27 protein-coding genes are annotated in these 23,779 nt (G+C 37.4%); 1 reads left to right on the top strand and 26 read right to left on the bottom strand.

Going from position 1 to position 23,779, the window contains the following annotated elements:
- Nucleotides 1–217: 217 nt before the first annotated feature.
- Genes ACSU6B_RS14050 through ACSU6B_RS14080 form a run of 7 tightly spaced genes read right to left on the bottom strand, consistent with a single transcriptional unit; the run spans nt 218 to nt 5,804 of the window.
- Complete coding sequence (locus ACSU6B_RS14050; protein ID WP_410886073.1) at nt 218–1,195, bottom strand: biotin--[acetyl-CoA-carboxylase] ligase; 978 nt, start codon at nt 1,193–1,195, stop codon at nt 218–220.
- Nucleotides 1,180–2,379: a CCA tRNA nucleotidyltransferase gene (locus tag ACSU6B_RS14055; RefSeq protein ID WP_410886075.1), complete on the bottom strand. Its 1,200-nt coding sequence runs from the start codon at nt 2,377–2,379 to the stop codon at nt 1,180–1,182. The genes ACSU6B_RS14050 and ACSU6B_RS14055 overlap by 16 nt, the downstream gene beginning before the upstream one ends.
- Nucleotides 2,380–2,389: 10 nt before the next feature.
- Nucleotides 2,390–3,517, bottom strand: coding sequence for an N-acetyl-alpha-D-glucosaminyl L-malate synthase BshA (gene bshA, locus ACSU6B_RS14060; RefSeq protein ID WP_410886077.1), 1,128 nt, complete (start codon nt 3,515–3,517; stop codon nt 2,390–2,392).
- Between the two features lie 2 nt (nt 3,518–3,519).
- A complete protein-coding gene (gene bshB1 / locus ACSU6B_RS14065; protein ID WP_410886079.1) occupies nt 3,520–4,230 on the bottom strand; it encodes a bacillithiol biosynthesis deacetylase BshB1 in 711 nt (236 codons plus the stop codon).
- A complete protein-coding gene (gene mgsA, locus ACSU6B_RS14070) occupies nt 4,223–4,639 on the bottom strand; it encodes a methylglyoxal synthase (protein WP_168244905.1) in 417 nt (138 codons plus the stop codon). The genes bshB1 and mgsA overlap by 8 nt, the downstream gene beginning before the upstream one ends.
- A gap of 11 nt (nt 4,640–4,650) precedes the next feature.
- Nucleotides 4,651–5,454 (bottom strand): 4-hydroxy-tetrahydrodipicolinate reductase, encoded by an 804-nt coding sequence (gene dapB, locus ACSU6B_RS14075; protein WP_214997580.1) that lies wholly within the window; start codon nt 5,452–5,454, stop codon nt 4,651–4,653.
- Nucleotides 5,455–5,459: 5 nt separating this feature from the next.
- Entirely contained in the window at nt 5,460–5,804 is a 345-nt protein-coding gene (locus tag ACSU6B_RS14080) for a nucleotide pyrophosphohydrolase (protein ID WP_410886082.1), read from the bottom strand.
- A gap of 196 nt (nt 5,805–6,000) precedes the next feature.
- Here ACSU6B_RS14080 and ACSU6B_RS14085 point away from each other — a divergent pair, with 196 nt between their 5' ends.
- Entirely contained in the window at nt 6,001–6,873 is an 873-nt protein-coding gene (locus ACSU6B_RS14085; protein WP_214997578.1) for a YitT family protein, read from the top strand.
- Nucleotides 6,874–6,919: 46 nt separating this feature from the next.
- On the opposite strand, the gene ypjB is transcribed toward ACSU6B_RS14085, so the two are convergent.
- From ypjB to ACSU6B_RS14180, 19 genes are all read right to left on the bottom strand, one after another.
- Nucleotides 6,920–7,714 (bottom strand): sporulation protein YpjB, encoded by a 795-nt coding sequence (ypjB, locus tag ACSU6B_RS14090; RefSeq protein ID WP_251032678.1) that lies wholly within the window; start codon nt 7,712–7,714, stop codon nt 6,920–6,922.
- Nucleotides 7,715–7,780: 66 nt separating this feature from the next.
- Nucleotides 7,781–8,374, bottom strand: coding sequence for a DUF1405 domain-containing protein (locus ACSU6B_RS14095; RefSeq protein ID WP_214997577.1), 594 nt, complete (start codon nt 8,372–8,374; stop codon nt 7,781–7,783).
- A gap of 81 nt (nt 8,375–8,455) precedes the next feature.
- The gene (locus ACSU6B_RS14100; protein WP_214997576.1) at nt 8,456–9,229 is read right to left on the bottom strand and encodes a menaquinol-cytochrome c reductase cytochrome b/c subunit; all 774 of its coding nucleotides are present in this window, start codon (nt 9,227–9,229) and stop codon (nt 8,456–8,458) included.
- A 63-nt stretch (nt 9,230–9,292) separates the two neighbouring features.
- On the bottom strand, nt 9,293–9,967 hold the full coding sequence (qcrB, locus tag ACSU6B_RS14105; protein ID WP_214997575.1) for a menaquinol-cytochrome c reductase cytochrome b subunit: 675 nt from the start codon (nt 9,965–9,967) through the stop codon (nt 9,293–9,295).
- A gap of 2 nt (nt 9,968–9,969) precedes the next feature.
- Nucleotides 9,970–10,476 carry a ubiquinol-cytochrome c reductase iron-sulfur subunit gene (locus tag ACSU6B_RS14110; RefSeq protein WP_251027032.1) on the bottom strand — a complete coding sequence of 169 codons (507 nt, stop codon included), beginning with the start codon at nt 10,474–10,476 and terminating at the stop codon, nt 9,970–9,972.
- Between the two features lie 143 nt (nt 10,477–10,619).
- On the bottom strand, nt 10,620–11,084 hold the full coding sequence (locus ACSU6B_RS14115) for a YpiF family protein (RefSeq protein WP_214997574.1): 465 nt from the start codon (nt 11,082–11,084) through the stop codon (nt 10,620–10,622).
- 124 nt (nt 11,085–11,208) lie between these two features.
- Entirely contained in the window at nt 11,209–11,775 is a 567-nt protein-coding gene (locus tag ACSU6B_RS14120; protein ID WP_214997573.1) for a ReoY family proteolytic degradation factor, read from the bottom strand.
- 32 nt (nt 11,776–11,807) lie between these two features.
- Nucleotides 11,808–13,073, bottom strand: a complete 1,266-nt coding sequence (locus ACSU6B_RS14125; RefSeq protein WP_410886086.1) for a tetratricopeptide repeat protein — start codon at nt 13,071–13,073, stop codon at nt 11,808–11,810.
- Nucleotides 13,074–13,094: 21 nt separating this feature from the next.
- Nucleotides 13,095–13,997 carry a hypothetical protein gene (locus ACSU6B_RS14130; protein ID WP_410886088.1) on the bottom strand — a complete coding sequence of 301 codons (903 nt, stop codon included), beginning with the start codon at nt 13,995–13,997 and terminating at the stop codon, nt 13,095–13,097.
- Between the two features lie 224 nt (nt 13,998–14,221).
- Nucleotides 14,222–15,511, bottom strand: a complete 1,290-nt coding sequence (aroA, locus tag ACSU6B_RS14135; protein ID WP_410886090.1) for a 3-phosphoshikimate 1-carboxyvinyltransferase — start codon at nt 15,509–15,511, stop codon at nt 14,222–14,224.
- 27 nt (nt 15,512–15,538) lie between these two features.
- On the bottom strand, nt 15,539–16,645 hold the full coding sequence (locus ACSU6B_RS14140; protein WP_410886092.1) for a prephenate dehydrogenase: 1,107 nt from the start codon (nt 16,643–16,645) through the stop codon (nt 15,539–15,541).
- Between the two features lie 27 nt (nt 16,646–16,672).
- A complete protein-coding gene (gene hisC, locus ACSU6B_RS14145; RefSeq protein WP_410886094.1) occupies nt 16,673–17,770 on the bottom strand; it encodes a histidinol-phosphate transaminase in 1,098 nt (365 codons plus the stop codon).
- A gap of 53 nt (nt 17,771–17,823) precedes the next feature.
- Entirely contained in the window at nt 17,824–18,195 is a 372-nt protein-coding gene (gene aroH / locus ACSU6B_RS14150) for a chorismate mutase (protein WP_214997567.1), read from the bottom strand.
- 14 nt (nt 18,196–18,209) lie between these two features.
- Nucleotides 18,210–19,280 carry a 3-dehydroquinate synthase gene (aroB, locus tag ACSU6B_RS14155; RefSeq protein WP_410886097.1) on the bottom strand — a complete coding sequence of 357 codons (1,071 nt, stop codon included), beginning with the start codon at nt 19,278–19,280 and terminating at the stop codon, nt 18,210–18,212.
- Nucleotides 19,280–20,452, bottom strand: a complete 1,173-nt coding sequence (gene aroC / locus ACSU6B_RS14160; protein WP_410886170.1) for a chorismate synthase — start codon at nt 20,450–20,452, stop codon at nt 19,280–19,282. The genes aroB and aroC overlap by 1 nt, the downstream gene beginning before the upstream one ends.
- Nucleotides 20,453–20,617: 165 nt before the next feature.
- Entirely contained in the window at nt 20,618–21,064 is a 447-nt protein-coding gene (gene ndk / locus ACSU6B_RS14165) for a nucleoside-diphosphate kinase (protein WP_214997565.1), read from the bottom strand.
- 99 nt (nt 21,065–21,163) lie between these two features.
- On the bottom strand, nt 21,164–22,126 hold the full coding sequence (gene hepT, locus ACSU6B_RS14170; protein ID WP_410886099.1) for a heptaprenyl diphosphate synthase component II: 963 nt from the start codon (nt 22,124–22,126) through the stop codon (nt 21,164–21,166).
- Between the two features lie 42 nt (nt 22,127–22,168).
- Entirely contained in the window at nt 22,169–22,873 is a 705-nt protein-coding gene (locus ACSU6B_RS14175) for a demethylmenaquinone methyltransferase (protein ID WP_168244923.1), read from the bottom strand.
- A gap of 7 nt (nt 22,874–22,880) precedes the next feature.
- Nucleotides 22,881–23,702: a heptaprenyl diphosphate synthase component 1 gene (locus ACSU6B_RS14180; RefSeq protein ID WP_410886101.1), complete on the bottom strand. Its 822-nt coding sequence runs from the start codon at nt 23,700–23,702 to the stop codon at nt 22,881–22,883.
- Between the last annotated feature and the right edge of the window lie 77 nt (nt 23,703–23,779).

The following is a 23,779-nucleotide window of genomic DNA, read 5'->3' on the forward strand; positions in this document are numbered from 1 at the left end:
AGAGGGGATAAAAAGATTTTAAAAGAGCAAATAAAAAGATCCTTCTGAAGGCAGAGGATCCCAGTTACACTTTTAACATGCTTCATCCCTCTGTCCCGGTCCGCTATACGGATCTAGGCAGAAACCTTATTAATTGTTAGTTTCGTAAAGGTGCAGTTCTCATTGGATACTGCCCATTGGATAGAATTATAACAAATTCTACGAAAAGTTCAAGCTTTTAAAACTCAATATCCGCAGAATAGATATGATGAATCGTACCGGTCAAATCCTCTAACTGCAGCACTCCATCATTGGTTATTCCTAGTGCTTTTCCTTCAATGGTATTCGTAAGGGTTCTAGCTTTTATGTATTTTCCGATACTGCCGGCATAACCCTCCCATAAAAGCTTTATTGGAAGAAATCCTTGTTCTAGATAAAGCGTATATAATTTTTCAAAGTGTTTGAAAATAGATCTAATTAACTCTGCTCTCGAAACAGTTTCTCCATCCTCGATAAATAGGGAAGTAGCTATTTCTTGAAGTTCTAACGGGAAATCTTCTTTCTTTTGATTCACATTTATACCAATTCCTATGATAATTGAATGAATAAGGTCGGCCTCCGCTTGTAATTCCGTCAATATTCCCGTTACTTTCTTTCCGTTAATAAGAATATCATTCGGCCATTTTATTTCCGGAATAAGGTCTGTCATTTCTTCAATGGCTTGAACAATCGCAACTGCTGCGAGCAATGTCAATTGTGGCGCATTGCTTAGGGGTATATTTGGACGTATAATCATACTCATCCATATACCTGTATATTTTGGCGAATGCCATTTTCGGGCCATTCTACCCCTGCCTGACAACTGCTCTTCTGCGATGATGACCGTGCCTTCCGGGGCATCTTCTGAAGCAAAGTGATGGGCAAGCTTTTGGGTAGACTCCACACTTTCTACATAATGGATATTTCTCCCTATAAAGTTTGTGGTTAAGCCAAGCCTTACCTCATCTGCAGTCACTTTTTCAGGAGTTTTTAGAATCCGGTAACCTTTGTTTCTAACGGCTTCTAATTCAAATCCTTCCTTCCTTAATTCCTCAATATGCTTCCATACTGCCGTCCTTGAGCAGCCAATGAGTTCTGCTAGATGCTGCCCTGATAAAAAGGTTTCACCTGCAGTTGTAAAGGCATCAATTAATTCTTTTCTTATTTCTGATTGCACTTCATTAGCCACTCCTTGATCTTTTCTTTGTCGTTATCTAGATTTCCGGCTAGAATATTTTCTTCGATGGTTAAAAGCGTCTCCTTAAGCCATGGTCCACCTCTTTTATTGAACCAATCCATTACGTCATTTCCAGTCACATTCATTTCTGAACGGTCTTTTATCGGCAGGGTTTCATACAGCTTAATCAAATGTTCAATCGATTGAACTTCGTTGGTCCCATTAATAACATGGTAGAGCTTTTCCGTTGATAGGATATGTTCACGACCAGCAGAATATAGGTGAAATATGGTCCAATCTTGTTCAAGTCTTTTTGTAAGGAAATGAACAACTTGTTGAATCTCTCTTATTTCCTTAAGTGCAAGCCGCCACTCTTTTAAAAATAACTCTATCTCTTTTTCTTTTAAATTTATACAGAAAATTAAGAGTGACCACATTTCATTTTTATTAAGATTCCCACTTTTAAAACTACGGAACTCCTCTAATTGCTGCCTCTTTCCCTTCAAACCTGGCAAATAAGAATAAATATTTGCTTCAAGGAGAATATTCAACGCTTTAGTCTTATTTTTACCAATTAAGAGTTTCTCAAACTCCGCCCTTTTTCTCTCTACAGCAATGTTATCAAGCAAGTGAACAAGCTTTGCTAATGCTTGAACCGTACCGCTTTCGATCTGAAAAGAGAGTTGGCTTACAAACCTAACTGCTCTCATCATTCTTAAGGCGTCTTCTTGGAAGCGGTCATTCGGACTTCCAACTGTTTGAATTATTCTTTCTTTAATGGCTATAAATCCATTAAATGGGTCAATTAATTTTCTATTTCTGTCCATTGCAATAGCATTCATTGTAAAATCTCTGCGCTGTAAATCCTCTTTTAAGTTGCGGATAAAGGTAACCTCTTTGGGTCTTCGATAATCTTGATAGTCTGATTCGGTCCTAAAGGTGGTAATTTCATATCCTCCATTATTTACAAGAACGAGAACTGTTCCATGTTCGATACCAATATCCACTGTTTTTGGAAAAATCCTTTTCACTTCATCGGGGGTTGCGCTTGTTGCAATATCAACGTCATTAATCTCTCGTTTTAACAGAAAATCTCTAACGGAGCCACCAACAAAATAGGCTTCAAAGCCAGCATCCTCCAGCTTTTTTAATACAGGACTTGCTGCTAAAAATGGGTCAATCATTTACTTCACCTTAATTCAGTAAATTAAAATATATTTGTTCATATTGTTCAACAATTTGGTCAGCCTTAAATTTAGTTTTTGCTGTCTCCACAGATTGTTTGGAAAATTGCTGATGAAGGTCCTGATCAACTAAAATGGCTAATGACTTATTAGAGATATCGTCGATGTCGCCTACTTCACAAATAAATCCATTCATTCCATGATTAATAACTTCTGGTACACCACCAACATTCGTACCGACACAAGGAACTCCACATGCCATCGCCTCTAATGCAACAAGTCCAAAGCTTTCCTTTTCCGATAATAACAGCATTAAATCACTGATGGAGTACAATTCCTCTAGGCTCTCTTGTTTACCTAAGAAAATGACTTGATCTTCTAGTCCAAACTCTCTGACAAGTTTACAGATGATGGTCATTTCAGGGCCATCACCGACCAATAGTAGCTTGGCTGGCATTACAGCTGCAATCTTTGCAAAGGACTTTACTACATCTTGTACCCGTTTCACTGGACGGAAATTGGAAACGTGAATAATTACCTTTTCATCTTCTTTTATCCCAAATTCTGACTTTAAAGCACGTGCATCACTTTTTTTATAAATGCGGTCATCAATAAAGTTATACACTGTTTCAATTTGTTTATCTGGATTGATCAACTCATAGGTCTGGTCCACTAAAGCCTTGGACACTGCTGTTACCACATCCGATTTTTCAATTCCAAATTTAATCGCATCTGTCAAAGAAGGATCATACCCCAAAACCGTTATATCGGTACCATGTAATGTCGTGACAATTTTAATATCTCGATGGCTCATTTGCTTTGCTAGTATTGCACATACAGCGTGAGGAATAGCATAGTGGACGTGTAGCAGATCTAATTTTTCCCGATTAGCCACTTCCGCCATTTTACTTGCTAAGGCAATATCGTAAGGTGGGTACTGAAACACGGAATATTGATTCACTTCAACCTGATGATAATAGATATTATGGTACATTTTATTTAATCTAAATGGGATACTTGATGAGATGAAATGAATTTCATGTCCCTTTTCAGCGAGCATTTTCCCTAATTCCGTCGCTACTACACCTGAACCACCTACTGTCGGATAGCAAGTAATACCAATTTTAAGTTTCCTCATGTTTATTCTCCTATCAAATCACGATTCAAAAGGATTGGAACTTTCGTTTTGAACCCTTCAGCAAATGTAACACCAACCAACTTACCAAACATTCTTTCCCTTGACTCAACAGTTTCAATATACCCATTTACAAGCGGAGTACTATAGCTTTCTTCCGTTAGCTCGAATTGGCTTTTGTACTCCCTCAATGCTTGGAGTTTTTTATCCATATATTGAGTAATATCAATGGTGAAATCTGGTTTATGAAAACCATTAATCATATAAAAATAAACTCTTTCCACCCGATGTGCAGGTTCATTACCTTCTGTTACATATTTTCTTATGGCAGATGAAAAAACAGCTTCCTCCACTAAACTAGCACAATGACCATGGTCAGGATGGCGGTCTTCAAAATAAGGTGCAAACACACTCTGAGGCTTGTATGTTCTAATAATCCTTGCAATCTCTCTTATGTATTCGTCTTTAAGAAATAATCCTCTATCTGGAAAACCCAGTGATGTACGCATAGAGACGTTTAGTATCCCTGCAGCCTTTGCCGCCTCCTCTTTTCTTAGGGGTACATTCCCATTTGAAGAAAGGTCGGCATCTGTTAAGTCACAGATACCAACTTGTTTCCCTTGGGAGGTCAATTTAGCAATCGTTCCAGCCATGCCAATCTCGACATCGTCCGCATGTGCACCAAATGCAAGGACATGAAGGTGCTGATTAATCATTGATTGCACCATTCTCTTTATTTAGATTTCTCCACTCAATAAGCCCCAGTTCTAGGCCTCTTATTAATAATTCTGCAGTTCCCATATTAGTAGCAAGTGGAATCGAGTATACATCACATAGTCTAACCAATGCTGTTACATCTGGTTCATGAGGCTGTGATGTTAATGGGTCACGGAAGAAGAAAACAGCATCCATTTTATTTTGGGCAATCATTGCTCCGATTTGCTGGTCACCGCCAAGGGGTCCAGATTGAAAACGAGTTATACTTAGACCCGTTGCCTCACTAATTCGCTGTCCAGTTGTCCCAGTCGCAAATAATGTATGCTTCGAAAATATATTTTGATAAGCAGTCGCGAACTGAACCAAATCATTTTTCTTTTTATCATGAGCTATTAAGGCGATATTCATATATTTACTCCCTATTCTAAAATATTTTCTAGTCCATAAACAAAAGTATTATGTGTCATTACAGATTCTACTGCCACTTTTACACCCGACATAAAAGAGCCGCGATGGTATGAATCATGCCTTATTGTTAGAGTCTGACCATCAGATCCAAATAAAACCTGTTGGTGGGCAACAAGTCCAGGCAAGCGTACCGAGTGAATATGCATTCCATCGAACGTTGCACCCCGCGCACCTTGGATCGTTTCTTTCTCATTTGGGTGCCCCTGATTTTTTTCCTCACGAACTGCAGAAATCATTTCTGCTGTTTTTACAGCTGTTCCTGAAGGAGCATCCAGTTTTTGATCGTGATGCAATTCAATAATTTCTATATCGTTAAAATATTTCGCAGCCATTTGTGAGAATTTCATCATTAACACAGCACCAATGGCAAAATTCGGAGCAATAATACATCCCAGTTTTTTCTCATGACAAATATGTTCTAATTCCTCTAAATCTCTTGCAGTAAAACCTGTTGTTCCAACCACCGGTCGAACATTGTTTGTAAGTGCAGTTTTTGCGTGATGCATGCCCACCTCAGGTGTGGTTAGATCAATCAAGACATCCGCATGGACATTTTGAAGGCATGTTTCGATATTTTTATAAACGGGTACGTTATGTATTGAATGAAAGCCTTCCAAGTCGCTAAGCATCATTCCATCATATTTATGATCCACAACAGCTAATAGTTCAAAATGATCAATATTCGTTACTAACTTCACTGCTTCACTGCCCATTCGGCCACGGGGACCAGCGATGATAATTTTAATTTGTTCCATAAAGTTCACTCCATTTTTTCATCATTAATTCTTGTCCACCGATTTTTGTCTCTTGTCTTAAATTTTTCCATTACATAATTATGTGCATCTTCTAAGCTGATATTTAAAGAGTTAGCAAAACAAATTAATACAAATAAAAGATCACCAAGTTCTTCTTCGATGGCCTTTTCAGTTTCACTTGTTTTTTTGGGTTTCTCACCATAATAATGGTTAACTTCTCTAGCAAATTCCCCTAGTTCTTCTGTAAGTCTTGCTAGCATCGCAAGCGGACTGAAATACCCCTCTTTAAATTGACTAATGTACAAATCTACTTCTTGCTGAAGGTCTTTCATCGTCTTTTCTTTGGCCATGTATTTCACCTCATCAATAAGACTGATAATTATGTCCATATCCTTATTCTATTGTTTATGTTAGCTAAATTAACGCCGATTTACAAATGTTTTCATTTATATTACCCTCTTTTACTGTACTCATTGCCCTAACATTTTTTATTCGATATAATAAAAACCGCCATATAAGAGAATTTATGGTAGAGGGGGGTTATTAATGTTACATGGTCTTAAAGTAAAAAACATATTATTTATCCTATTGGGAGCAGCGATAATGTCGTTTGGCCTTGTCAATTTTAATATGCAAAACAAACTGGCAGAAGGCGGCTTCACAGGCATCGCACTTCTATTTTATTTCTTGTTTAAATGGGATCCATCCTATTCAAATCTATTCTTAAATATACCACTTTTTTTTATTGGGTGGAAATTGTTAGGACGTAATACATTTTTATATACGATATTAGGGACAGTCGGGGTTTCCATTTTTTTATGGATATTTCAACGCTATTCCATTGATATGCCACTTCAAAGTGATTTAACATTAGCTGCATTATTTGCAGGGGTCTTTACAGGCATTGGTTTAGGCGTGATCTTCCGTTATGGAGGAACTACAGGAGGAGTAGATATTATTGCTAGGCTTGTCCAAAAATATGCAGGCTGGAATATGGGAAAAACAATGTTCTTGTTTGATGCATGTGTTATCGCTTTATCTTTGGTAACATACTTGAATTATAAACAAGCAATGTACACACTCGTAGCTGTGTTTATCGGCGCTAGAGTAATTGATTTCATGTTAGAAGGTGCTTATTCAGCGCGAGGAGCTATGATTATTTCGGAAAAGAACGAGCAAATTGCCTCTAAGATTATGGAAGAAATGGACCGAGGAGTAACAGTCCTAAAGGGATACGGCTCTTACACTAAAAGTGAGCGTGAAGTCTTATATTGTGTTGTCGCAAAAAATGAAATAGTCAGTTTAAAAAATGTAATAACTTCCGTTGATCCCCATGCATTTGTCTCCATCACAATTGTTCATGATGTCCATGGAGAAGGTTTCACACTCGATGAAAATAAAATGCCATTAGTAGACTAAAAAAGCAATGTCCGCGTTTGGACATTGCTTTTTCTTAACTTTTAAATCAATCCTTTAAATCTCTCGAACGGTCTTTTTTCATATTCTTGTCACCTTGATACTTTCTCCAGCCAACATAGGATAATGTCATGATAATAATGCTTCCTGTCGAAATAATAACCCACCAAATGTTTGGATCTGCCTCATCCTCTTCCATGTTAGAAAAGAGATTAACTAAGTCCGTATCAAGTTTTTCCAACTCCTGTTGGCTTTTAGAATCATTTACAACTTGGGAACGGTATTCATTAATAAAATCTATCCGTGCGTCTAGTCTTTGAACATTTTCTACAGACACATCAATTTTCATACTCGGATAGATCACGTTATACAAGGATAAAAAGGAGTTAAAGTTTGAATGAAAGTGCCCTGAATCACCCTTAATTGCCGCATCTTTTGCTTGATGAAAAGCTGTCATTATTTGATCTTCCATTTCAATCCATAATGGTTGGTGACTTGTTGCAATGGCATCAATGACAAGACGGAATTTGACTAATTTATTTATTCGTTCCTCATATTTCATGTTGGAACTAACTGCTGCTTCCACTGCTTCATCATGGGAGGTATTAATTATTCTTACTTCATCCATTGTTAGCGACGGTTCATTACCAGTAATGCTTGTGAATTGATCCGAAAAATAATCAAGCAGTCTTTTAGCATCTTCATATCTATGAAACTTCACCATTTGGAGAGCTTCATCTGATATATCATCAAGCTTCTCCATAGGAGATTGTTGTTCTGCATTTACAGTTATGGGAGTAAGCATCATGATAATTGCAAAGAAAAAAAACCATTTGTTTCTCAATCCTTGTCCCCCCTTTCATTACTAATAAAATGTATGTAGGGGTGGACAAGGTTAGACCATCTGGGATTATTTTATTTCAAGTTTGTAACTTTTGGGACGAATTGAAAAATAATAGGCAAGTCCAATTGAAAGAATCGAAAGCCAGAAAGTAAAATAGCCAATTTGTGGTGTATAGCGATCAAGCATATGATAGCTTGGCAACATGAAAAAAACATAATCAATAACATCATTATGTAGTGTCCAAATAGCTGTTAGAATTAAATGCCGCCACTTAAATCTGTAAAATGGAGCATATAAAATACCTTGAACAGCCATTGCGAAATGGGACAAGATTAACATATAGCCAACCGCATCTAGTTCTCCTTGAACAAAATAGACAAGGATATTCATGACTACTGCCCAGATTCCATATTTAAAGAGAGTGACAATTGCTAGCGCCTCTATTAAGGGCCAGTTTCTCCGTAATAGAAAGGCAACTAGAACAAAAACAAAAAATAAACTAGCCGTCGGGCTGTCAGGAACAAACAACAGAAAAATAGCAGGTGTCTCCTTTAGTTGCCACCCATACCAGTAGTACCCATAAATTGTTCCGGCAATATTAACAATCAATAACAGCTTCATTATCGATCGATTTGCCAAGAGAGGATAAATCCAACGCACAAAAACTCTCCTTTTATGTTTGTTTTTTTATCATGAAGAAAAAAGCTGACGATCTTTCGTCAGCTTTTTATCATTAGATTATTACTTACCAAGGTTTGCTATGAATTCGGAAAGTGTTTTGAGTTCCTCATCTGTACCTTTAAAGATACCAGGTGGCATTTTACCGCCTTTACCTTCTTTGGCAATCTTTGCAATATCTTCTGGTTTTAAGCCTGTACCGACTAGTGCGGGTGCACCAGCACCGCCTGAAAGGTTTTCACCATGACAAGTAATACATGTATTGGCACTAGCTATTTTATAGCCGGCACTTGATTTATCAATATCTACTTTTGCAACAATTTTACCTTGGCGTTCAGCAGCTGCCCAATCATGTGTCGCAACAGATTGCCAAGTTAAATATACGGTGGCAGCTAGTGCCAATAGCATAGCTGCAGTTGCAATCGGACGCTTCATTGGACGTCGTTCCGGACCAGAATCGAGGAACGGAGCTAATAATAACCCTCCAAAAGCAAGTCCTGGTATAATCATTGCTCCGATTACAGTGTATGGACCAGATGCAAATGTATATTTCAATAATTGATACAAGAACAAGAAATACCAGTCAGGTAATGGAATGTACCCAGTATCAGTTGGGTCCGCTATCCTTTCAAGCGGAGCCGGATGGGCTACTGTTAAACATAAAAAGCCGATAAGAAATACTGCTCCTACCATCCATTCTTTCAAAAGGAAGTTAGGCCAAAACGCCTCTGTTTTACCAGGGTATTCAGAGTAATCTTTCGGAATCATCTTTTTTCGTTCAGATGGTGCTAAAACACGTGAATCACCAACGAACTTTAAACCTTTACCGCGATGCATCGAGCAATCCCCCTCCTTTTTCCGTAGTTAATAGAAATAAACTGCGATTAGAATAAAACCGTTTTATAGTGGTCCGGAAATACCTTGTTTACGAATCATTAAGAAGTGAGCTCCCATTAGTCCAAGCAATACACCAGGCAGGAAGAATACATGAATTGCAAAGAAGCGGGTTAATGTTTGAGCACCAACAATGTGTTCATGACCAGCAAGTAAAACCTTAACTTGAGTACCGATGAATGGTGTCGCTTCGGCAATCTGCAGACCTACTTTAGTAGCGAATAACGCTTTCATATCCCAAGGTAATAGGTACCCTGTAAAACCTAAGCCAAGCATGACAAAGAAAATAAGTACCCCGACAACCCAGTTCAATTCACGAGGTTTTTTATAGGCGCCTTGGAAAAAGACGCGTAGAGTATGTAAAAACATCATTACAAGTACTAAACTTGCACCCCAGTGATGCATTCCACGTACAATTTGTCCAAAAGCAACTTCATTTTGAAGATAATAAACAGATTCCCATGCGTTTTTAATATCTGGTACATAGTACATGGTTAGAAACATACCAGAAAGAATTTGAATTACGGTTACGAAGAAAGTAAGACCTCCAAAGCAATATACAAACGCTGAAAAGTGGTGCGCTGGGTTAACATGCTCAGGTACTTCATGGTCTGCGATATCGCGCCACAAAGGCGTAATATCTAAACGTTCATCTACCCAGTCGTAAATTTTGTTTAACATAGTTACGCCTCCTTCCGTGGTTGAGCTTTACCGAGATAAAGATAACCATCTTTTTCCTTGAATGGATATACATCAAGTGGTGCTAATGGTGGTGTTCCTGGAATGTTTTTACCGTTTTTCTCGTAGCGGCCATAATGGCACGGACAGAAGAATTGACCTGGATGTTCCTTGTCAGTATTCCAGTTAACAGTACAACCCAAATGTTTACAAGTAGGCGAAAGGGCTACAATTTTCCCCGCATCATCCTTATAAACCCAGGCGATATTCGTTACTTCTGACTCATACCAGGCATCCTTTTGTTTAAAGGTAAAGTCAACTTTAACTGGATCTTTTGTTAAATCAGATACCTTTTGCTTTGTAGCAACAAAATCGCCGCCTTCTTCAGCCTTTAAAACAGGATCAACTGCAAATCTTACCATTGGCATTAGCATACCAGCCGCCATGAAGCCGCCTACCCCTGTTAGGGTGTAACTTAAAAATTGACGTCTTGAAACGCGTTGCTTACTCATGCTTATATCCCCCCCTCTATTCACGAAGTTAAGTCCATCGGACAATAATTTAACACATATAAAACTAGGACATAACAATGATATATCAATCTTCATGTTAGGTCAATATCATACTATTTTAAAAACATATATTATCGTTGGTTTTACTGATTTTCATGCCATTTTTGAGTAAAGAGAACTAAGAGCTGCTTAACTTGACTATCAATAACTCCTATTTTTTGCGAATCATCCAAATGCTCAAGCGGGATTGAAGGAAGCCAAATTACCGTGCCATGTAGTTCTTTTTCCCGTGCTCTCCACTCTATTTCTGATGTTATGTAAAAAATATGTTTAAACTCCCCCTTTGCTAGGCTAGCCTCCCAATCCTTCAAATCACTTAAGGTACTTTCACCATTTTTGGAATTTAGATATGTAAATGGCGGGATTAATATTAATCTTCCCGTAAATTGCCTTTCTAAATACCCTGTTAATAAAGTGATAAACTCTGCTGCTGCCGCTGACTGCTTTATCTCCCCCCCTATGGAAACTGAAATTAACGGAACAACAGCTGTGTCCACATACTCTTTGGCATTCAAATACGTCTCAATATCTTGAGGTATCCACTTCATATCTTTGCACCAACCTTTAATTTCACTATTAATATAATATCATTTTCCACATTAACAATAAAAGATAAAGAGGAATATTTAGTAAAATTCTTATGTTAGAAAAAAACAAATAAAAGGAAGCTGCTCATCGCAAACTTCCTTTTTGTTCAGTCATTGTCAAATTATTTAATTTTTGTGTTAAGCTTTGGAATGCTTTGCGATCGTGTTTATCTAGTGCCTCGTCAATCAATTGAAGAATTTTCTCACGTTGAAAGTGTTCGATGCTGTGCTGCAATAATTGTTCTGCAACGATTCCATCCTTTTCATTTACTTGCAAATGTTTAGGAACGTATAAATTTTCTTCTAGAACAGCAGCATACTGGTGTGCCTGATTGGCAGCATGAAAGTTTAATTGAATAAAAATATCCTCGTCTCGATTTAAACGAATATCGTGAAAGGATTTTTCTGCGTCCGTCGTCATCACATTTTCTTTATAGAATCGAAACGGAACTTTATCCACACAATGTGTAGACATAATCAAACCTCTCGGACAATACTGTGCTTGCTCAACGAAATGAACCTTTTCCATCAGTTGATCGTGGCTCATAAGATAGTTGAGGATCCATACACATTCTCTTCTTTTTAATTGATAATGATTTAGAAACCAACGAATAAAGTCCTTCTTCTCGTTGACAGAAACAGGGGTTGCCATGATAGTTTCCCTCCTCTGCAGAATCAGCTATTTTAATCTTTCAACCCTGTAAGACGTTCAAGTAAATCCAAATACTCGACGTTTGTTGGATCTTCATTAAGCAGTTGTTTAAAAATTTCGGCAGCGCGGTCGGTTTTTCCTTCTTCAATTAAAAAATAACCGTAATCATGTAAAAATGTTTCATTTCTCTTAAAAAAAGTATATGCACTTTCATATTTGTCTAATGCGTAAGAAAATTTTTCTAACTTATGAAAACTAAGTGCAGAATCCCATAAAAGCTGGGGTTCTTCATCTTCCTTAATGTCAAGTTGAGCAATTAACTCAATGACATCCTCATATCTTTCTTGGAGGAAAAAGAGCTTATTTAATGTTAGTGCAGCTTCTGTAAATCCTGGATCAAGGGCAAGTGCCTCACGAAAATATTTTTCTCCTTCCTCCACTTTTCCTAACTTGATGGCAATTTTCCCACCAAAGAAAAATAACTCTTTATTAAATTCATCTTGTTTTATGCCTTCTTGAATCGTGAGTAAACTATTCTCAAGCTCTTCCTCCCGTTCATAAGCTAAAGCAAGATGTAAATAAAGTGAATGATATTCAGAATCTAGCGCTTTTAATTCAATGAATTTTTCTATAGCAGTTCGATTATATCCAGCCTGAAGAGCTGTAAAAGCGTATCCGAATAACGTGTTAATCTCTAATTTTTCATTAATTGCCTTTTCGTAATAAACCAAGGATTCCTCAAACATTCCAGATGCACTTAAAAGATCTGCAATCCGTTGGTCAATATTCACTCCAGCTATTTCATTTACCTCTTTTAAAACCTTTTCATACGCATCCATTGCCTTTGATATTTCACCTTGTTCACTGTAAAGTTCACCTAATGCAAAATCTATGATTACTTCATCAGGCAATATCGCCTTTGCCTTAAGAAGCTTTCGTTCACAAACTTCATATAAACCCTGAACTTGATAAAGATCGGCTAACAAGAGTAATGATTGTCCAAAATTTCCATCATGTTCTGATATCTTTTCAAGGACAAGTATCGCTTCTTCATCTTCCCCAGCCTCGACTAATATTTCACCTAGCAGAACAAGGAGCTCACCTTCCTCGGGGAATATCTCTAACAAATTTTCAACTAATGCCTTTGCCTCATCAAGGAAACCATATTGATACATTTCTTCTCCTAGAAGAAATTTCTCATCTGGCATTCCACTTTTTAATACAACATTATATTCATTTAAAGCATCATTATGTTGGCCGTTTTCTAACATGTTAATAATTTTATTTACTCTTTCCATTGACACTTACCTCTCGTTCTCCTAGATTGACAGAGAAAAATAAGATGGGGTTTGCACCCTAACATGTTCTCCATTACCAGGTTTAAATATCACGTTATCACCTGCACGTTGAACCGTTCCCTTGTGAACGGTCACTACAAGTCTATCACCATGATAATGAAATAAATTCACTTCATCAATATTCTTGATCTCATTTATTTTTGTGTATAGATTATAACTTACCTCAGTACCACTCATTAAACTAGCTTTTTGAGGGTATAAACCGATTTTATTTAATACAGTAATCGTCAATGGGTAATTTTCTTCTATTTCTTCGTATAGTGCAGGGATATTTTCTCTTTTCATGATACCTTTCCATTTCGACAAAACTGTCTTAACTTCCTTCTTCTGGACGGAAGAAATTATTGGAATTAAAGGACTGTTGAACGGAAACATGGCTTCTTTAATCCAGCCCCAAGGTATTTTTTCTAATTCATCAAAGTTTTGCAGGTCAACAAAAATAGCTGGTATTTTTTCCTTCTTACATTTCCTAATAAACGATTGTGTTAACAATCGAATCGGTACTCTTACCCCTATTAAATAGTCAATAGGACTACTTAATAGAGCCGTTTTTAGTTCGGTAATTTTAGTGGTTAATTCATATTCATAGGAAACATTTACATAGGTAAATAAGGTGGTGCATCCTTTCAACATAAATTCCTTAATCAGACACCTTTTTAATTCTTGAAAGGATTTAATTTGTGGGATACTTGAATTAAAAAGAACATATGACGGGGTCATGATAAATGGACCAGCATTCATTTTTATCAGTCTATAATGACTAAAATGCGAATCAATTTTAGCTATGCGATTTTTACTAATTAATAGCGAACATGTTTTCAACTGCTTGTCTTTAAGGAGATTGGCATTTTCAATGATATACATCGTCCACCACCCTATTCATTTCTTTGCTACTTTTTACTTTATTTCCTTATGACAAGCTATGCGCAAAATCAATAAACTATGACATACTAACAAAATCAAATTCATTTAAAAATAATGTTGGTTAAAGGTTACTGTTGATTTTATAGCCAAGTTGATTGGAGTGGAAATCAACAGCCAAGTTTAACAGAACCAAAAATAAAAAAAAACTGCATTAAAATGCAGCTTTACTTAATGAGACTGTTTAAATGAGCAAAGAAGTTAGGATAAGAAACTGAAATTGCTTCGGGATTCACTAGTTCTGCTTCATTTTCACATAGGAGTGCAGCTATTGCCAGCATCATCCCGATCCGATGATCGCCATGACTTGAAACCGTTCCACCGCTTAATACGGATTTCCCGTATATAATCATTCCATCTTCAGTCGCTTCGATTTTAGCACCTAATTTTTTCAACTCGTTAACCACTGTATCTATTCGATTTGTTTCCTTAACTTTTAATTCCTCAGCATCTTTAATAATGGTCGTCCCTTCAGCTTGTGTTGCTAAAAGGGCAATAATTGGTATTTCATCAATTAATTTTGGAATTAAATCACCTTCAATGACTGTACCTTTGAGACTGGATGTCTTTATAATGAGGTCACCAAATGGTTCAAAAGAGGTTTCCTCATTTTGAACAATCTCTAAGTCTGCGCCCATCTTTTTCATAACCTCGATAATGCCCGTTCTGGTAGGGTTTAGGCCAACATTTTTCAGAACAATTTCACTGTCAGGAATAACAGCACCAGCGACAAGAAAGAACGCTGCAGACGATATATCCCCAGGTACATGAATCGACGTTGCTGTCAGCTTTTGACCACCCTTAACCATAATATTTTGGTTATCCTTATGGATTTCTCCACCAAATTTTTTGATCATTCTTTCAGTATGGTCGCGAGTTTCCTCTGGCTCAATAATAATACTTTGTCCTTCTGCTTGCAGTCCCGCAAGGATAAGAGCAGATTTCACCTGTGCACTAGCAACTGGAAGCTGGTAGTTTATAGGTTTTAGCCCACCACCACGAATGGAAATCGGAGTGAAGGAACCATCTTTTCGCCCATCTATTCTTGCACCTATTTCTGATAATGGGTTCGTAACCCTGGTCATTGGCCTTTTTCCAATCGACTCATCGCCCACAAGAGATGAGAAAAATGGTCTTCCTGCCAAAATACCCATTAATAAACGGATCGTTGTTCCTGAATTACCAACATCCAGTACTTCAGTCGGTTCAGTTAATCCCTCAAAACCTTTTCCAATAATGCGAAGTTGATTATCAGATTCCTCAATAATAACTCCGAGTTTTCGAAAGCATGAAATTGTACTTAAGCAATCTTCTCCAGGCAAGAAATTAGTTACCTTGGTTTCACCATATGCGATCGAACCAAACATAACAGATCTATGCGAAATCGATTTATCCCCTGGAATTGTTATCTTACCATTTAAACCATTTATGTTAGTTTTAAGTTTTAATGACGTCATGAAAAATCACCTTTTATTCATATCATTTTAGGAACCAATAGATGTTGCATAGTTGGAATAACTGCCAATACAGCGTTCAGCATTTTGCCGATCCTCTTCGGTTTGAAAACTAATCACTAAGACTCCATTAATATCTTCTCGTGTTTCTAGAATCCGAATATTTGTAATGCTAATTTCTTCCTTTGCTAAATAGCCAGTAATTTCCGAAATCACACCCGGGTAATCTGGAATATCGACAAATAAATCATAAAATGCCGGAATCGCACCTTTTTCTTTCAGTGGCAAGCCATCACGAAATTGCTTTGCTTGCTGAAAATAGTCGTAAATTTCAGAACTATTTTCATTTTCAAGTAATGCTTTAACCCCATTCATTTCTTCTTGCCATTGATCGAGTAATTCAATTAAGATTTCACGGTTGTGCAGGAGAATATCCTTCCACATCTTTGGGCTGCTCGAAGCAATCCTAGTTATATCCCTAAATCCGCCAGCTGCTAGTCGTGGAATAAGACTTTCTGCTTCTGCTAGTTTTTCAGTTTGGCGAACAATAGAGGCAGCGATGATATGAGGGAAATGACTGACAATTCCAGTGAGATAATCATGGTTTTCTGGTGTAATAGTTAAAAACTTAGCATTGGTGCCATATAACCATGCTTTTAATAATTCTACCTTTTTATTTTCTACATGTTCTTGCGGTGTTAAAAGGTAAAAGGCATTTTCAAATAATATTTCTTTGGCAGCAGATACACCACTTTTATGGGAACCCGCCATTGGATGCCCTCCAATAAAGGTGATTCCACGGTCCTTCAGGCTTTTGGCACTTCCGACAATCTTACTTTTTGTACTTCCTGTATCTGTCACGATTACCTCTCGATGGAGAGGGAGGCCCGCAAGGAACTGAATAATTTCCTCTGTTTCATTTACAGGTGCAGAAATAATAATTAAATTAGCGTTAATTGCACCACTGTAGATATCTTCAGCTATTTCATCAATGACTCCAAGCATTTTTGCAAGCCTTGCTTGTTCACTATTAATATCAAATCCTACAATAGTTACATCCTTATGCTCCTTTTTTATACAAAGGGCTAGAGAACCGCCAATTAATCCTAAGCCAATTACAAATACACGGCCTTTCAATGATAACTCCCCCTAAACAACAAAGCACTACTCTGTTTTACTAATAGCTAAGGATTCTCCAAGTGCTTTTAGGACACCGACATTTTGTTCATAGGAGCCTACTGTAATTCTAACACCGGTTGGAAAACCAAGAGCTTTTCCGGAACGGACGATATATCCTCTCTCCAATAAATGTTGGAAAACCTGATCCCCATCCATTTTACAATCAATTAAAATAAAGTTAGTTTGTGATGGATAAAAATCAAGTTCATTCTCACCACAGAATTGATAAAACTGTTCAAGCCCCTGCCTATTTTTTTCTTTACAGACTTTTATAAATTCCTGGTCCTTGATTGCTGCAGATGCTGCTAATTGACCTAAAGAATTAACATTAAACGGCTCCCTTGCAGGTTCAAGCGCTTTTATAATCGAGCGATTGGCAACCCCATATCCAATTCTCAAGGCAGCAAGTCCATATATTTTAGAAAAAGTTCTTAGGACAATTAAATTTTCATACTTACGAGCTAGGTTAACGGAATCATAGTAATCATCAGCAACAACATATTCAAAATAGGCTTCATCCAATACAACCAGAATATCTGATGGAACTTTTTCTAGAAAAGCGATTAATTTATTTACTGGTATATATGTACCGGTAGGGTTATTAGGGCTGCATAGCCAAATAACATTGGTCTGTTCATCAATAGCTGCAAGCATTGCCTCTAAATCATGTTCTCCGTTTAGCAGCGGTACTTCCTTACTAACTGCCCCTTCAATAACAGCATTATGCTTATATTGTGAAAAGGTAGGTGTCGCCATAATTGAATTGGCGTTCGGATGTAAAAGTGCCCTTGAAATTATTTGGATAAGATTATCTGAACCATTACCAAATATTAATTCATCTTCGTCAACCTGTAAAAATGAAGCAAGTGTCTCTCTTAAATTTGTAGCGTACCCATCAGGGTAAATCGCTAAACTTGTTTGATTCGATTGAAGAGCGGTCAACACCTGTTCTGAACATCCAAAAGGATTTTCATTTGATGCTAGCTTAACAATTTGGTCGAGTTTATATTGCTTTTTTACTGCCTCTATTGATTTACCTGGTTGATAGGGAGTCAGTGTTAATAACTGCTCTTTCCATCTCATATTTATCACTCCATTCTTGTAGACGTATTCTATCTTTCAAAAAGATCCTCCCATTACGCTAAACTATTGCTTAGGTCGGGTCTAAGGACTTTAGCCCCTTTTAAGTATACATGGTTAATTTCTTCTTGAGATTGTGTTGTATTTACATGCATCATGATTCTAACACACATTTTCAAGGAATTTGGAACAGGCATTTCCTGCATGCACATGACAGGAACGTAAGTCCACCCCTCAAATTTACGCAATGCCTTTGCCGGGAATACCGCATTAATATCCTCTGTTGTTGAAATGAAAACAGATGCAACTAATTCAGGTTGGATATGGTTTTCCTCAATTATCTTCTCCAGCAGTTCTTCTGTGGCAGTAATAATTGCTTCCTCTGTGTTCTGATTAACTGTGATTGCTCCCCTCATCCCTCTTATCAAGACAAGACCCCCCTTTAAGAACTTTTTAACTCTTCAAATAAAACTGTTTCTGATATTTCCTTTAGGACTGGCTGACCCAATTGTTCGAGTAATACAAAACGAATCGAATGCAAAACAGATTTTTTATCCTGCTTCATTTTATTAATTAAATTTTCATGAGATAGATTTTCAGGTATTTTCGATGCATACCCAAGTCTTTCAATCCAGTTGGTGAATTCTTCTAAATCGAATGAAAGCCCTAGTAATTTTTTACTTACCTTTAATGCAAAAATCATCCCTACCATTACTGCTTCCCCATGAGTAAAATTCCCATAACCCATTTCTGATTCAATAGCATGACCTAACGTATGACCTAAATTCAAGTAAGCCCGAATTCCAGTTTCTTTTTCATCCTGACTAACGATTTTACCTTTTACCTTTATCCCTTTTATGAGGGATTCCGATAACAACTCCATAGGTAAGGTTTGAAGGTCTTCCACATTTTCTTTCAGCCAATCAAAAAAATCGGAATCATCAATAAGTGCATGTTTAATAACCTCTGCAAATCCCGAACGAATTTCATGAGCAGGAAGTGTTTTTAAAAATTCTAAATCATAAAAGACGGCTTCTGGCTGATGAAAGGCTCCTATCATATTTTTCCCGAGTGGATGATTGATCGCTACCTTTCCGCCAACAGCACTATCGTGAGCTAATATGGTTGTTGGGACTTGAATAAAAGGTATACCTCTCATAAAAGAGGCGGCAACAAATCCTGACAAATCTCCTACTGCACCACCGCCAAATGAAAGTATAACAGATTTGCGGTCAAGTCGGTTTTCAAGAGCGGTTGAAAGCGCAGAATAATAAACTTCAAAGGTTTTTGCCTTTTCGCCACTAGGGGCAGTAAAAATTACAGGATCAAACGATTTAAGCTCAAACAATAATTTTTCTAGGTGCATCTTAGCAACTGTTTCATCTGTAATAATTAATATTCTGGTTAGATCCTCAAAATGATTCTCTAAAAAAGGGCCAAGCTCCTTACTTACACCTTCCCCCACAAAGACATTATAGTTTTTTGACGCTGTTTGGATTTGAATGGTTTCCATTAAAACTCCCTCGCATATTCTCTCTGCCTTTTTATTTCAGTAGCAAAAGCATCAAAGCGGTCGCTGTAAAATTGTTCAATCAGGGCGTTTGCAAGTTCCCATGCAACAACATTCTCTGCAACCACTGCAGCAGCAGGTACAGCACAACTGTCTGAACGTTCTACGCTCGCAGCAAATGGCTCCTTAGTATCAATATCTACGCTCATCAGTGGTTTATATAATGTGGGGATTGGTTTCATCACTCCTCTGACAACAATTGGCATGCCAGTCGTCATTCCACCTTCAAAGCCACCCAGTCTGTTGGTCTTGCGGTAATAACCTTTTTCTTGATCCCAAGCTATCTCATCATGGACTTCGCTTCCTGGTTTGCTAGCGGCCTCAAAACCAATGCCAATTTCTACACCCTTAAACGCATTTATACTCATAATGGCAGCGGCTAATTTCCCATCCAATTTACGATCATAGTGAACGTAGCTCCCAACTCCAGCTGGCATACCCTTAGCAATCACTTCCACGACTCCGCCGATTGAATCACCATTTTTCTTCGCATCATCAATAGCAGCCATCATATCCTTTTCCACATTAGAGTCAGCACATCGAACAGGAGAATTTTCTGTCTTGTCCTTTAATGCCTCAAAAGAAAGAGAATTATCAGCATTAGCTTTTATTCCACCTATTTCAACGACATGTGAAACTAGTTCAACTCCTACCAATGATAAAAGTTTCTTGGCAACAGCACCTGCAGCGACTCTAACAGTTGTCTCACGGGCAGAAGAGCGTTCAAGGACATTTCTCATATCCCTATGTCCATATTTAATCGCACCATTTAAATCCGCATGACCAGGACGGGCACGAGTTACTTTACGTTTAACTTCATCCTCCTGGCCTTCGTCTAGGGGCTCCGCCCCCATAATCTTCGTCCAATGCTTCCAGTCATTGTTTTGAACTACTAATGCTATTGGAGAGCCAAGAGTGTAGCCGTGACGGACTCCCGAAACGATTTGGGCTGTATCCTTTTCAATTTGCATTCTTCTTCCACGGCCATATCCTTTTTGGCGCCTGGATAATTCCTCATTTATATCTTCTAATAATAATGGCATTCCAGCAGGGAGGCCTTCTAATATTGTTGTTAATTGCGGCCCATGGGATTCTCCTGCTGTTAAGTATCTCATTCCCATACTCTTTCCCCCTTCAACTCATTAAAGAATTTTTTTATCAATATACCATATAGCGCCCAATAAACATAGTATAACAATTCAGAAAATAAGGATTAAATTAATATAGAGAAATAAAAAGACACTTGTATAATAGCTATACAAGTGCCTCAATTTATTTAATTAGTATATCCATTCGTTAACTAGTTTATTGTATTCTACAACACCAGAATCTTTAAAAAACAAGCCAATTTCACGCTCTGCACTCACAGGTGAATCTGAGCCATGAATAACATTTTTACCAACAGTTAAACCAAAATCACCGCGAATAGTACCTGGTGCAGCATCTTTAGGATTGGTAGCACCCATCATTTGGCGGGCAGTAGCGATGACATTTTCACCTTGCCAGACCATTGCAAAAACAGGACCAGAAGTAATGAAATCTACTAATTCACCGAAGAAAGGACGCTCCTTGTGCTCACCATAATGTTCTTCAGCTAGTTCATTGGGAATGCTCATTAACTTTGCTCCAACCAATTGAAAGCCCTTTCTTTCAAAACGTGCGACGATTTCTCCAATTAAGTTACGCTGTACACCATCGGGCTTTACCATTAAAAATGTTTTTTCCATGAATTCCACTCCTAAAAATTAATTATTATGTATATTGATTGTATTTAAGAAACAATCCATGAAAAATATTATCATTTTTTCGAAAATTTAACAAGTTATTTAGAATTTTCGTTTCCCGATAACCTTTGCAATATCGTTTAGGGTTTTTTTTGCTTTATTCGCAGGTATCCCCTCTAATTCTGCTAAAGCTTTTTGTAAGTAAAGATCGCTTAGTGCGAATGATTTTTCGATTGCTCCTGATTGCTTAATTAACGAAATAATCTTTGTTATTCCATGAGCATCCATTTCCTCATTGACCTTTTCTATTTCATTACGGATTTCGTTATTTTCCATTGCGTAAAGAGCTGGGGCAGTAACATTCCCCTGCACTAGGTCTCCTCCAGCAGGCTTCCCAAGTTCCTTCTCAGTTGAGGTAAAGTCTAAAATATCATCAATTATTTGATAAGACATTCCGACGTAATACCCGAACCGATAAAGTTTTTTATGGATGGTTTCTTCCACCTCTGCAGCTATAGCTCCTAATTGGCAGCTAACTGCAATTAACAGGGCAGTTTTCCTCTTAATTCTGCGGAGATAATCTCGCAGATTTTGATTAAAGCGATATTTATCTTTAATTTGTTGAATTTCACCTAATGACACTTCAACAATCGTATTGGCTAAAATTTTATGGGCTTCGGGATTTTCGATATTAGTCATCAATTCAATCGCAAGAGCAAAAACAAAGTCACCGGTATACATAGCAATTTTGTTATCCCATTTGGATTTCACCGTAGGCTGGCCACGGCGAAGATCAGCATCGTCTATCACATCATCATGGACAAGTGATGCCATATGAATTAATTCAAGCGCAACAGCAACATCCTTCATCACATGGATATCATATTTACCAAATTTTCCTGCAAGCAAAACAAAAACAGGACGAATTCTTTTCCCGCCGGCTTGTAATGTATGCATAGAAGCCTGTCTAAGCAGAAGGGAATCTGCCTTTATAGTCTCTTCTAACTTTTTTTCAATCAAGTTAATATCCGAATTCAAAAATGAATACATCATTTTTAATTTCATTTGAATTCACCAGCTTTTCATCCTGTCTTCGAGTTCAATAAATTAATTTTTTTTACCAATATGTACAGCTGCAGCACCGCCGCTATATGGTTTGTATTTCACTTCTTTGAAGCCAGCTTGCTCAAACATTTTAGCTAGCTCCCTCATCCCTGGAAAATTACGTGCTGACTCATGAAGCCAAGCATATTCTCGATAGCTTTTTGCAAGCAATTTACCAAACATCGGCATAATAAAGCGAAAATAAAAATAATAGAGCTGTTTATAGCCAATTAGTGTAGGTTGTGATGTTTCTAGACAGACAGCTATTCCACCTGGCTTTACTACACGGTGCATTTCTTTTAAAACTTGCAGGTAATCAGGGACATTCCTTAAACCAAAGCCAATCGTTACATAATCAAAACTATTATCAGGAAAAGGGAGTTCCATTGCGTTTCCATGTACTAACTCAACCTGTTTTAACCCAAGCTCTTTAACCTTTTCAATACCCACATTAAGCATATTTTGGCTAAAATCCAAGCCTGTAACTCCACCTGTTGGACCAACCGCTTCTGCTAAGGCTATTGTCCAATCAGCAGTACCACAGCAAACATCGAGAGCTTTTGAACCAGGCTGGACATTCATTTTTTTCATCGTGTCTTTCCGCCACTTGATGTGCTGTTGAAAACTGATAACAGAATTCATTTTATCGTAGTTATCAGATATCTTTTCAAACACATTGTGAACTCGCTGTTCTTTCGATTCCTGCATGATTTTATTACCCTTCTTCCACAAAAGTTTTTGCATTTGGCTGGTATTGGCTTAAGATTGATACAACCCTTTTCTCAAGTAATTCATTTAAGTATGGCAACTGTTCTAATCCCTTTTCAATAACTTCTTTTGACCTTGCAAGATGATGGTCGCAACACAGAAATAAGTGATTTTGCTGTTCCCTAGACAACTCTTTCGCCTTATTATTATTGATTGGGAAAACAATTGATTTTAAGGCTTCGAACAATACCGAACTTCCTGTTTGTAAAAATTGACGTTTTTCATGAAGTAAACGTTTAAATAAAAGCAGGTTTTTTAGAAAATCATTCCATAAATCCACTTTAAAATACTCGGAAAGATGGGCAAGTAAGGAACTTTCAATCAGCCCAATACTTGTCATTAGCTCTTCTATGTCTAAAATTTCAATTTGATATACAGAAATTTTATTTTCATTGACTTCTTTAATCCCTCTAGAAAGTGCCTTGATCATCATTATATCTTCCGAATCTGCTAGAAGCTTATAATATAAACCACTAAAATAATCGCCTGCTAGAACGGTTAACTGACGATTTTTTTCTTCTACAGATGCATCTGTAATATGTTCATGGGTATCAAGGGCAATTTGAATTAACATTGTTGACAAGGCGTAGTTCTGCATATCACTGTATGACAATTCGAGGCGATCCATTATTGAGATTAGAAGAAGCAGTTTATCTTCGTCAATAATCGGAATTTCAATATAATTAAGCAAGTATGTGTCACAAACTCTTTTTTCGACCTGCTCTCTAATATTTGTGAATTTTTGTCGAATGTCCAGCAATTTAATCACCCTTGCTTCCCCGAAGTAATGTCTTTATGTATTCATATTTCCTATTTGCATAGTAAAATTCATGCCGTTTAATAAAG

Source organism: Neobacillus sp. C211 (genome assembly GCF_051842875.1).
Lineage (GTDB): Bacteria > Bacillota > Bacilli > Bacillales > Cytobacillaceae > Neobacillus.